This is a genomic window from Streptomyces sp. NPDC057565 (genome assembly GCF_042801455.1).
GTDB lineage: Bacteria > Actinomycetota > Actinomycetes > Streptomycetales > Streptomycetaceae > Streptomyces > Streptomyces yanii.
Map to the genome: position 1 here is coordinate 1 of NZ_JBHVFU010000116.1, position 11444 is coordinate 11444.

8 protein-coding genes and 1 pseudogene are annotated in these 11444 nt (G+C 66.4%); 2 read left to right on the forward strand and 7 right to left on the reverse strand.

Going from position 1 to position 11444, the window contains the following annotated elements; genetic code table 11:
- Positions 1-22 precede the first annotated feature (22 nt).
- The 4 genes from ACFU8W_RS50930 to ACFU8W_RS50945 all read right to left on the reverse strand — a co-directional run bounded on the left by ACFU8W_RS50930 (position 23) and on the right by ACFU8W_RS50945 (position 4308).
- Positions 23-412 (reverse strand): hypothetical protein, encoded by a 390-nt coding sequence (locus tag ACFU8W_RS50930; protein ID WP_384052656.1) that lies wholly within the window; start codon positions 410-412, stop codon positions 23-25.
- A 254-nt stretch (positions 413-666) separates the two neighbouring features.
- Positions 667-1206: a hypothetical protein gene (locus ACFU8W_RS50935; RefSeq protein WP_384052657.1), complete on the reverse strand. Its 540-nt coding sequence runs from the start codon at positions 1204-1206 to the stop codon at positions 667-669.
- Positions 1203-3962 carry an NEW3 domain-containing protein gene (locus tag ACFU8W_RS50940; RefSeq protein ID WP_384052658.1) on the reverse strand — a complete coding sequence of 920 codons (2760 nt, stop codon included), beginning with the start codon at positions 3960-3962 and terminating at the stop codon, positions 1203-1205. Before ACFU8W_RS50940 ends, ACFU8W_RS50935 begins: the two co-directional genes overlap by 4 nt.
- 187 nt (positions 3963-4149) lie before the next feature.
- A complete protein-coding gene (locus ACFU8W_RS50945; RefSeq protein ID WP_384052659.1) occupies positions 4150-4308 on the reverse strand; it encodes a hypothetical protein in 159 nt (52 codons plus the stop codon).
- A 744-nt stretch (positions 4309-5052) separates the two neighbouring features.
- Between ACFU8W_RS50945 and ACFU8W_RS50950 the strand changes: the two are divergent.
- A pseudogene (locus ACFU8W_RS50950) lies at positions 5053-5356 on the forward strand (integrase); the annotation flags it as partial.
- Positions 5357-5680: 324 nt separating this feature from the next.
- Here the strand turns inward: ACFU8W_RS50950 and ACFU8W_RS50955 are convergent.
- Positions 5681-5983, reverse strand: coding sequence for a DUF6191 domain-containing protein (locus ACFU8W_RS50955; protein WP_384052663.1), 303 nt, complete (start codon positions 5981-5983; stop codon positions 5681-5683).
- Between the two features lie 241 nt (positions 5984-6224).
- On the opposite strand from ACFU8W_RS50955, the gene ACFU8W_RS50960 reads away from it, so the two are divergent.
- Complete coding sequence (locus tag ACFU8W_RS50960; protein ID WP_384052660.1) at positions 6225-6497, forward strand: peptidase inhibitor family I36 protein; 273 nt, start codon at positions 6225-6227, stop codon at positions 6495-6497.
- A gap of 221 nt (positions 6498-6718) precedes the next feature.
- Here ACFU8W_RS50960 and ACFU8W_RS50965 read toward each other — a convergent pair whose 3' ends face one another.
- Both ACFU8W_RS50965 and ACFU8W_RS50970 read right to left on the reverse strand, forming a co-directional pair.
- Entirely contained in the window at positions 6719-7432 is a 714-nt protein-coding gene (locus tag ACFU8W_RS50965; RefSeq protein ID WP_384052661.1) for an IS6 family transposase, read from the reverse strand.
- A 436-nt stretch (positions 7433-7868) separates the two neighbouring features.
- Positions 7869-10853, reverse strand: coding sequence for a right-handed parallel beta-helix repeat-containing protein (locus ACFU8W_RS50970; RefSeq protein WP_384052662.1), 2985 nt, complete (start codon positions 10851-10853; stop codon positions 7869-7871).
- Positions 10854-11444: the final 591 nt, after the last annotated feature.

An 11444-nucleotide genomic window follows, 5' to 3' on the forward strand; every position in this document is an offset into this window, starting at 1 on the left:
ATTTACTCCCTGCTAGGGCCGTTCAGGTCTCTGGCCAGCGGGGGTGTGTGGGTTCGAGGCCGAGGAGGTCGAGTAGGTGGAGCTGGATACCCCGGATGATGGCGATGACGGGTGGGTCGGTGGCGCTGCCGACTCGTAGCCGGAGGTCGGAGAGGTGGTAGAGGATCATCCGGCCGGTGGGTCGCACTCTCTGGTTGCCGGGGTAGAGGCCCCGCATTTTCTGGTCGCCTCCCAGGGCCCGGCGGACCTGGCGTTCGATCAGGCAGAACAGCAGCAGAGCCAGGCAGATCACCGTGATCAGTGCGGCGACGCGTTTATTGTCCTGCACGAAGACGGGGGTGACGGACAGGGGGCCCTTGAAGTCGCTGTATCTGCGTTCCACCGCGCCCTGGCTGCGATGCACCGCTTCCATGTCAGTGCGCGACCTGTACACATACCGCCCGGTGGCAGTGCCACTGCCTCGAAATACCACTCCATGCCAGTGCACCGAGACGCGCACACCTTCTTCACCAGCAGAGACAAGCAACATCTGACACAACGTCACTGCCACCCCGCACTGACACGAACGCGGTACATCGCAACAGATAGTGGGCGGCTCCCCCGTTGGACATGCCCTGGCGCGATGGTGCCGGCGCACCAGGGGTGCGCCGGCATCGTCGTGTCGGGTCAGCCGATGGTGGAGGCGAAGATGTGCATCCGCGATCGGGCGTCGGGCAGGGTCAGGTGGGCGACGGTCTTGCCGTCCTGCAGGGGGATGGTGGAGGCGTAGATGCTGACCGGGTGGTCGGTGATGCCTCCGGTGCTGGTGTTGCGGCGGGGCAGGGTGGCGAGGGTGTCGGTGCCGGTGGCGGGGGTGTTGGTCGTCCAGTCGGCGACGGCGAGGGTGTAGTTCTGGGTGGTGCCGTCGGTGTAGGTGATCGTCCCGGTTCCCGAGCTCGGGCCGTTGGTGCTGGTGGCCAGGAAGCCGAGCTTGCTGCCGGAGCCGTCGACCGTGATCTGCTGGCCGTCGGCCCTCACGTTGTCGTGGCTGCCGGGTGCGGTGTCGGGCCAGGTGAAGGTGAGGCGGTCGTGTTCCACCGTGGCTCCGGCGGTCAGGCCCGCGTCCGCCGGGGTCGGCGCGGACAGGCTGCGGCCGCCGCCGTCCAGGTTGGCCGCGCCGGGGTCGGCGTCGTCGCTGATGCCGGCGTTGTGAAAGACGCTGCTCACGACGTCTTCTGGATGGTGGTCTGGGCGACCGCCTCGGAGGAGAACCTCGCACCGTCGTAGGTGGCCTGGACGGGCAGGAAGTAGCTGCCGGTCGTGGCGTCCGCCGGCGGGGTGACCTTCCAGGTGACGGTGACGGTCTGGCCGGGCTCGACGGTGGCGAACTTGCTGTGCGGGCCCACGGCCTTCCAGCCCTTGGGCGCCGGCACGTTGAGCTCGACACCCTTGAGCGTGTCGGTGCCGCGGTTGGTGTAGCTGGTCGTCACCTCATTGGTGGCGCCGGGGGCGACGGTGGCGGGCGCGTCGATCGTGACGTCGGCGGAGACCTTCTCGGGAGCTCCGACGGTGATGAAGCGGAGCTGGGCCTTCGAGCCGGTGTCCCCGGTCGCTTGGTAGCTGACGCTCTGGGCGCCGGCGGCGAGGGTCGCCGAGCCCTTCGGGGTGACGGTGTCGAGCACGTGCTGGGTCTGGTCGTAGACCTTCGCGGTGCCGGTGCCGTCGGCGACCAGGCTGCCGTCCTTGGGCACAGTGGTGTGGTACGTCACGGTCTTGTCGCCCACGGTGACCGAGGGGTTGGTGATGTTTCCGCCCGAGGCCTGCAGCTTGAACTGCAGGGGCTGTTCCTGGTGGGTGTTGGTGTACGTCCAGGTGCTCGTCGTGCCGTCGTTCGGCGCGCTGAGCGCGGTCTTCGGGTAGTCGACGTTGTAGAGGTTCCACTCCTTGCCCGGCACGGTGTTCTCCAGGTGCCAGTAGGAGTCCTCGGCCGTCATCGCCGTCTTCTGCTTTTCGGTGAAGGCGTGGGCGTTGCGGGCGGCCTCCCACTGCTTCCAGGCCTCCAGCACGCCGGCCGTGTTGCCGCTGCTGCTGAGGGCCTTCATGGTGGTCTGGAGTCCGGCGCCCGCGTTCCAGCCCGCCATCTTGGACAGCAGCCATTCCTGGTCGAGCACCGTGTCGGAATTCTTATATTGGAGCCAGCCCATCATGTTGGGCAGGTAGTTGCGCTCGTAGAACCCCTGGTGGGCGACCACTTCTGAGTACTTCGTCCCGTGGTTGGCCTCTCCCCAGCTGATCCGGCCGGCGGCGTCCCAGGTGCCCGGCAGGACGTTGCTGGCCTCCGAGATGAAGTCGTCGGTGTCCTTGATCTCCCGGTACATGCCGTTGACCAGCTTGTTGGTCCCGAAGGTGCCGTAGCCGGCCAGCGTGGCGGCCTCCAGGGCGTCGAAGGACATCGACTTGATCCCGGTGGTGTTGAAGATGTCTGCCAGCCGGCTGGAGATCTCGGGAAACATCGTGATTCCGGCGTCGAACTGGCTGTAGGCGTACCACATCATCCGGGCAGCGTCGGCGCCCGCGGGGTGGGCGGCCGCGGTGGTGCCCCACCCGCCACGGCCCTTGAGCGTCACCTGGTACTCGTTCGCGGAGCCGTCCACCTTCGTCACCGCGCCGTAGCTCAGCAGCTCGTCGCCGATCCGGATGGCGTTCCCCCTCCCACCCTTGAAGATGGTGTTGCCCTCGACGTAGACCGTCTTGGACGAGTCGTCCAGCGGCCGGGTCAGCTTGACCGAGCCCTGCGTCGCCAGACCCTTGGCGGGCACCGGCGTCACGTACGAGTCGTTGGTGTGGATGGTGTTGGACAGCGTGTGCACGCCGACCGACACCCCGTCGGCCGCGGCCGTGCGGACCACACCGGCCGCGCCTTCGTCCGAGCCGCCGAAGTCCGTATTGAACTGGTAGTGCCCGGTGGACCGCCAGGGGCCCCCTCCTTCAATCGCGTAGACGGTCCGGATCCCGGCCGCCCTGGCGTACTTGCTTGCCTGGGTGATATTGCCGGTGCTGAGGTCGTTGAGCACCAGGAAGGACTGCGAGGCCCCCTGTGAGGTCTTCCCCCACTCCCCGTCGATCTTGGTGTGGATCAGGCCCTCCTTGGTCTCGATCCTGGACAGGGTGGGGAGCACGTTCCCGGGCGCGGTGCCGAACAGGGCGATCTTCGAGCCCTTGATCTGCGCGTCGTCACCGCTCAGCGGTGCCACCGGCACGTCGGGCGTTTTCGTGTCGGGCCACCCCGCGAACCGGTGGCGGGACTTGGTGTAGTCGTAGGTGTACGCCTGGAGGATGCTGCCCCAGTTGGTCTGGGAGGCGCCGAACCAGCCGAACGCCCAGCCCCGTATGGAAGGGTCGGTCTTCGGCGGACCGTCGGGGTAGCTGAGGTTCTTGTACTCGTCGGGCCAGCCGCCGACGCTCTTGTCGTTCAGCCCGTGGATGCCGATCGCGAAGTCGTTGTCGCGCACCACACCGACCGACTCACCCACGGTCTTGGTGATGTTGGTGGTGATCGGCCCCCACAACAGGGTCTGCACGTCCACGCCCTCGGGGGCATCGACGCCGGCCACCTCCAGGGTCGCGTACCCGGCCTTGGAGGCGACCTTGACGCCGACCTTGATCCCCTTGTCACCGAAGGTGAAGGTGTACGTCGACGAGTCCGTGTCGTACGAGAGCGCCGTGGGCAGCTGCTCCCCGCCGTCGGCCACCAGCTTGATCAGCGGCTCCGGGTGCTCACTGCTGGAGTAGTCGTGGCCGTTGGCGGTGTCCAGCAGGCTGGTGACCGTGCCCGACGAGCTGAGGCCGATCCGCAGGGATCCGGCCGCGATCGTGAACGGCACATCGGGGGCCGCCGTTGCCGAGGGTGCGAAGCTCGCCGTGAGGGCCATGGCGAGGACCGCTGTCGCCGCTCTGAGAGCGGTGTTCCGCTGCTTCTTCATCGGGGATTCCTCAACTGGGGATTGACCGGAGACCCGGCCATGGGTGAGAGGGGGACGCGCCAAACCTGAGGGGACGGGTGGAGGCGGGCCCCGCTGCCGGGGGTTCCGCCGGGTGGCTGTAGTCATCGGCAAGGGGGTGAGCCGGCCGGTCCTCGAGCGGGATCGGACGGGTCCTCCGGCGATCAGGTCAGGAGCACGGGAGGCCTCCCTTGTGGCCGTCCGCGAAGTACGCGGCCACCGCCGGGTCCACGGGGGTGACGCCGACCACCGGTCCGCCGGCCGGCCAGTGGAAGACATCGATGTCGTGGGCGCCCTTCCGCGGCAGCCGAGCGTTCGGGCCGTTCATCCAGAACACGTCCGGCGCACTGCCACTGATGGCGGTCGTGTCCCGGATCCGGTACGTGAGCTGGACCGGACCGCTCGCCGTCCCGGTCCAGCCGCCGGGGCCCGGTGCTCTTCCGAATGCGCATGGGGCATCCCATCTGTGTGCGGCGGGGACGATAGATCTGACACATATCAGATCGGATGTGCGCGAAGGACTGATGTCGCGGGTGGGCCACTCCCATGGATGCCCCAAGCTGCGCCGTTCGAGAAGGTCGTTCAGCGGCGCTGGCCCGGTAAAAAACGGCCTGTTGGCCAGGGAAGAGTCTGAGCGCGTCAGGCTCTGACGTCAAGAGTTGATGTGATTTCAATGACCGGCACAGCAACCGTTATATGCGAAACATCTGTCACTGATGGGTGGCGTACGGGGCGGAGCCGTTGTTCCGCTCCGCCCCGTCGTCCGCACCACTGCCGCCGGCCAACGGCCGCGGGTACCGGCCCGGCTGCGAGGCTGCCTCCGCCCATACCCTGGCCGGCGCTGCAGTTGAGGCTGGGGAGCGACCACGGGGCATGTCCCGCTCGAAATTACGATTTCGCGGCTGTGGCCTGCACGTTTGCTGATCAAGGCTCGCCGCGGCAACCGGCCGCCGGCACTGCGGATGCCGATAAATCATCCGCTCAGGTCACGGCCTTGATCGACCATCTCTGATGCGACGTCGGCCACCCCGCTGTCTTCGCCTGGGCAGGGCGGACGGCATGATGATCGGTCGTGCTGCTGCGCCTGGCCTACCTCGCCGCGACCAACGCCCTGGCACTCCTGCGCCTGCTGCCGATGAGCGACCGCGACAAGGACATCGAAATCCTTGCGCTCCGGCACCAACTGCTGGTCCTGCAACGCCAGGTTGGCAAGCCCGCCTTCACCGACACCGATCGCGCCATCCTCGCCGGCCTGCTCCACCACCTCCCGAGGGAGAAGCTGCGCCGGTTCCTGCTGTTGGTACGCCCGGACACGATCCTGCGGTGGCACCGCAACCTGCTCAAGCGACGCCATGCCGCCACCTGTGTGCCGCCTCCCGGCTCGCAACGCTCAGTCACTGCTGCACGGAACCTGAGCCAGAACCTGAAATTGGACAGCGCATCGACACCGATTCGGGAGGCATCAACCCCACGAGACCGGCGCGCAATGTTCACGAGATTCGAATCTCGACAGCAGTCATTGATCCTGATGTTCACGAGAAGTGACGGCGGTGGCTCGCCAGGCAGGTCGACCGACTGCTCATGGGGCAGTGTGGTGGGAGGGGATGACGGCCTTGGAACCATCGGTGCAGCCATTAATGATCTTCCTGGGAGCGGACCGTCGGCCGACGGCGAATCGGCTGCCGGTGTCCGGTCCGTGCTCAGGGCTTCGGCTTCCGCCGGACCACCGCTGTACCGGCTTCCAGGTCCACCCCCATGCGGGGCGGCGCGCCGTCCAGCGCGTCGTCCTTCAGGACCTGTTCCTCCACCCGGTGCTCGATCTCCACGCGCTTTGCCGAGTTGAGGAACGCATGCAGCTCATCGGCGACCGACGCCCCAACACCCAGACCGTGACGCGGTGTGCGGGCCGCGAGGGCATGTCGCAACCAATCGGGCCGGCCGGTACGGACGACGACGTAGCGGGCCGAAGCAAGCAGGAACGGCACCATCACCAGCACGGCCATGACTAAAAGGCTCGACATCATCACCATGCAGGCCCAACGTCCGGCGCCGTGCGCCCGTTCCTGGCGGTGTCCACCAATGCGACGGCGGCCCTGGGTTCCACCCTGGGTGTCGCCGGTCTGAGACGTAGCGCCGGACCAACTTCATGCCAGCAAGCTGGCCCTTTCCTCGCTCGCCGTTCCCGCCTCCGCCTCCGGCAGCACCGGCACGGTACGGGCCGGTATCGACTGCCCGTCCGGCTACGTGTGCATCTACCCCGAGATCAACTTCGGCGGGCAGCCATGGGTACGACGCGCCGTGGACGGCGGCGTGAAGGACCCGCCGTCCGCGATCCGTGACCACGGCAGCTCGATCCGCAACAACTCCGACCGCACCGCCCGCGTCTACGAGAAGCGGAACTACAGCGGCCGCTGGGTCTGCGTCACTCGCAGCGGCGGCTCCATCCACGACCTGCGCGGCTACAACCTCAACGACCAGAACCGCTCCCTGAAGATCAACCGAAACGACTGCGGCTGAACACCCCCACAGGATCGTGCGCACCGACGGCACGCACCGGGTGACGGATCCTGCGGGTGTCGTGGGAGGGGCAGACTGCCCGGACCCACACCGTGACGGTGTATCAACCCCTGGTCCGGTGGCCGCTGCCCACCCCTTGGGGGGGGCCTTGTCAAGTTGTGTGTGTGGCAGGTGAGTTGTGGCGTACTGATGGCGCTCGGGTGCCGTGCCGTGCACGGTGCTCAGGCGTGCGCGGCCGCGCCGGTGACGGTCTTCCAGAGGCAGAATCGTTCGGTCATCTCGGCACGGTAGTCACTCGCTGTGATCAGATGCCGGCGGGGCCGGAAGAGTGTCGAGATCCTTGAGAACGCGGCGAGGAATCTCTGCGCCGCACCCGTTGAGCGGAAGTTCTTCATAGCCCTCTCGCGCTGCCTCGTGGGCTGATGGCTGTTCTCTGCACGGTTGTTCAAGTACTTCGAGCTGCGGTGCTCCACCGAGGGCATGACCTCGCGGTGGGCGACGCCGTAGCTGCGGAGCTTGTCCGTGACGAGTACACGGGGTACGTACTCAAGATCCTTCAGCAGCTTACGGAAGAAGCGTTTCGCAGCCCGGCCATCACGCTTGCTCTGCACCAGAATGTCCAGGACGTTGCCGTCCTGATCGACGGCCCGCCAGAGATACCGCCACTTCCCGCTGACTTTGATGAACACCTCGTCCATGTGCCACTTGTCGCCCGGGCGGAGCCGGCGGCGACGCAGGTTCCGGGCGTAGGCGGGGCCGAACGTCGCGCACCAGGCACGGACCGTCTCGTACGAGACCGTGATGCCCCGCTCGAACAGGAACTCCTCGACCTCCCGATACGAGAGTGGGAAACGGTGATACAGCCACACCGCGTGACCGATCACCTCGGCCGGGAACCGATACCCCTTGTACGACGGCGACACCTCGGACTCCACAACCGGCCCCTCCCGCAACGATCACCACCAAGAGCCTCCCACGCCCCCTCGGCAACCTGACAGAGCCGTCTGGGTGGCCACCTCTGCGTGTTGGGTCAGCGCTTGTAGCCGGGCAGTCTCATGTCCGCGGTCTCGTCGCGGTGCCTCCCGCTGCGGCGGCCTTCGAAACCTACTGGCCTGGCCCGATACCGGCGGGCATCCTTCGCGGATGTCCTCTTCTTCGTCTACCGAGCCCGCTGTCGTCTACTTCGCTCGGCGCCCTGGGGAGTTGGTCCAGGACGGGGCCATCACCATTTGCGGGTGATGGCCCCACCTTGTGCAAGCATCCCTGCTGGATTGCCTACCGGGGACACGGGAAGCGCGCTGTGGAACTACGCTCCGCCCTGTCCAGAGCCCAGGCGACCACGAGTCCCTCGGTGTTGCTCAAGGGTTCGTTCTATGAGCCGCTGGGGCGAGTGATCTCGAAGGCGTCGACGATCAAGTACGCGTTGCTGGTGCTGCGGGCCTTGATCGTGTGCTCACCGGCGGTGAGCGTGCCGGTGTCGAAGACCTGGGTCTGGTAGACGCGGTTGGGTGAGGCGAGGTCGACGCGCTGTTCCGGACCACCGTCGACGGAGATCATTATGGCGGTCTCATCGGAGTTGGTCTGGGTGATCATTTTCAGTCCGGTGCCGTGGAAGATCAGGGAGAACGAGTCACCTGACGTGGTGGAGGCGTCAACGTCGTTGAGGTAGCTGCCGGCGCCGCCTCGCTTGGCCTCCTTCCAGTCCCAGCCGTTGCCGGTGTACGTGACGCCCGAGGTGTTGTTGATCTTTTCACCGCCGCCAGGTCTGGTCACCGTCATCGTGACGGGCTGCTGGTTGCGGTAGACCTCCAGTTGGACCTTCGAGCCTGCTGGGGTCTTGTTCCAGAGCGTCCAGAAGCTGTTCTTCCAGGTCAACTCGGTGCCGTTGAACTTGCGGATCACATCGGCGCTGCGTAGCCCGGCGGCCGCCGCGGCCGAGCTGTCGGGCACCGACTCCAGATAGATGCCCTGCCCCTGGGACAGGCCCACCGAGGACGCGAGCGTGTCGGAGTACAGGCCAGTGATCTGTGCGCCGAGCAGCGGCTCGGGCAGCGACTCCCGGGTGGCGGTCTGGGGCTTGCTCGGCCAGATCAGCGGCGGCGGGCCGTCCGAGGAGCCCGGACGCCCGAAGGAGCCCATCGGGATCTGGACGAATCCGCGGGACAGGGCCGGGGATGTGGCGTCCAGTGTCCAGTCCTGCTTTGCCGGGTCTTGCCACGGGGACTTGCCGGTGAACTTGGGGTCTGCCACGGTCGAGCCGATGTCGAGCCCCTTGCTCGCCTGCCAGCCGGACAGGCTGCTTCCGTACGGCGAGAAACCGACCGGGCCCCCGTTGTTCCAGAACACGTTCTTGTCGTGCCGGATCTTCGAGAATGCGGGGTCGGCCTTGATGAACTGGTAGGGCGTTCCCGTCAGGAAGACGTTGGAGGTCACTGCGTCGCCGTTGTCGGCGTAGGAGACGTGGAAGTGCGCGCTGCCGTTGGCGTAGATGTTGTTGGTGGCTGTCCGGTTGAAGCCCTCACGGAACTTCGTGCCGCCGTTGAGCAACAGATTATTCTGGACGATGTAGTTGCTGGAACCGTCGTCGAGGTCCACGGCCCAGTCGTGGTCGTGCCAGATCCGGTTGTACTCGATGATCGTCGGCTCCAGATGGTCGAGCTTCGACCAGGCCTTGCGCTGCGCATCGGTGGCGTCGCGGATCGGCCAGAAGCGATCGCGACCCCAGGCGTTGATCGGGCCGTGGTCGCCAGTCTCCCGCACCGCGTTCCAGATGTCGTTGCCGGTGATCTCGTGGCCACCGAACGTGCCGTCGCCGATGTTGATGGCGGCTCTGGGCACGTCGTGGATCGTGTTGTGGCTGACGGTCACCCGGAACGCCCGGGCGATCTGGACGCCGGCGCTCTGCTTCTCGTACTCACCGATATTCGTGATCAGGTTGTCCGCCACGGTGATGCGGCGCGGGTAGTCCTCGGTGGCGGGTCCGGGTGTGGTGTCGCTCATCGTCCGGATCTCATGGCCCCATGTGGATGCCTGCCGGGCCGAGCGCTCCGATCCGACAATCGCGACGCCCGAAGCACCGGCTCCGGTGATCACGTTGTCGCTCACCACGTTGTGATCCGCATAGCCGTCCATGAACACCGCGTTGCCGCCGACATGGTCGAACGTGGAGGACTTGATGGAGATCCGGGAGCTGTTCTTGAGCGCGACGGCTCCCTTCCGGACGATCGCCCAGTCCGACAGGGAGATCGGCTCGAAGGTGCTGTTGAACAGCGTCCGATGGGTATCGCTGAAGGTGAGCCCGTTGAAGGTGATGTCATGCGCCGGGCTGGAGGAGCTCGTACCCTGGACGCGAATCAGCTCGTCGAGCTCGCCCAGGCGGACGGTGGCGTTGGACAGGTCAACTCCTACGGCGGGCCAGTAGTACAGCTTGCCAGCGGCCTTGTCGTAGTACCACTCACCCGGGGAGTCCAGCTCCTCGAAGACGTTCTCGACCATCCGGTAGGTTCCGTGCAAGCCGCTGCCGCGCTGATTGTCGCCGACCCAGGTCATCGCCAGGGTGCCGTTACTGTTGCGTCCGGTGGCCCGATATGAGTTGCCGCCCCACTCGGACTGGTGCAGACCGCGCACGAGAGCAGTCGACGGGTTGGCCCACCGGGCGACCCGGGAAGGGGCGATTGCGTCCGATGCGTAGCCGCCAAGCTTCTTGCCTGGGTCGTAGTTAGGGTAACGGGCCAGGATCTGGCGCTTGTTGTCGATGAACACCTGGTCGAAGTCGAGGCCCTCGCCCACCGTGGCGACCTGGATCTGACCGCTGTAGGTCGACCAGGACGGAGAAAGGCTCCGCCCGCCGACAATGACCGGCTTGGCCCCAGGGGCGGCCCGCCACCTCACGGGCGCCCCCTTGGTTCCAGAATCCTCCTCGGTCAAGGTCAGCGTCTCGGTCAACGGGTAAGTGCCGTCGGCCAGCCTGACGGTCACAGGCGCACCCTCGGTATTCAGGGCTTTGCGGACACGAGACTGCGCTTCGGTCAGCGTCTTGATCGGTGCCTCCGCCGTACCGGAAGCCGTGTCCGAGCCGGTGGGCGCGACATAGATCGTCGTCGCGCTGGCGGCCAGGCTTGGCCATGGGCTGCTCAGTGTGGCCACCAGAGCGGCGACCGCAGCAGACGTGGCCAGAAATAGGCGATGCGTGGGTCTTCCACGTGCCATCGCGGCCTCCAAAGGTCCGTAGTCATCGGATTTCCGATGCGGGTTGACTGACGGTTTTCGGGGTTCTGAGCGGCGATTCTGGATCGTTTCCCACTGGAGCGCAATACATAGGTCCGATGTATTTAGCTCGGGCGGCCAGTTACGCAACTACCTCTTCTGGTCAAGCGGGAGCTTGAGAGTCGATCTTGATGCGAGCCATCACCCGCTGACTTCCCTGCAGACTGCTGTGGAATCAGAGGGGCGTCGCAAACGGCGCGCCGCTGCATCTGTGGGACTGCAACGGCGCCCAAACCAGACACCAGCCCTGCACGTTGCCGCTGCTGCGTCAGCAGTACTGTGCCTTCCTCGGCGTCGATCGTTCATGAGGGCCCGTCAGCTTGCTGACGGGCGCTTTGCGGTGAGTGGTGGTGCGCTCTTTTCCGGGCTGGGCCAGGCCGAGGGCCCGGTTCTCGCGTCGGGTGGGCGCCGGGTTCCGCTGCTCCGGTGGGCTGGTGCTGCTCGCAGGGACAGGGGCGTGCTGGTCAGCCGGGGTTCGGGAGGGTACGGAGCCGGTTCAGGGCATCGGTGATCACGTTGGTCCACGGCCAGGGCCGCAGGTGGCGGTCGGTGACGAGGAGCCATTGATGCGCATCGCGGCCGGCCGGGCCGGCCGCGGTGCGTCGGCTCAGCGGGCGTAGACCTCGACTTCGGCCAGCGACAACGGTGTGTTGTCCGCCTCCAGTTGGATCCGTACGTAGC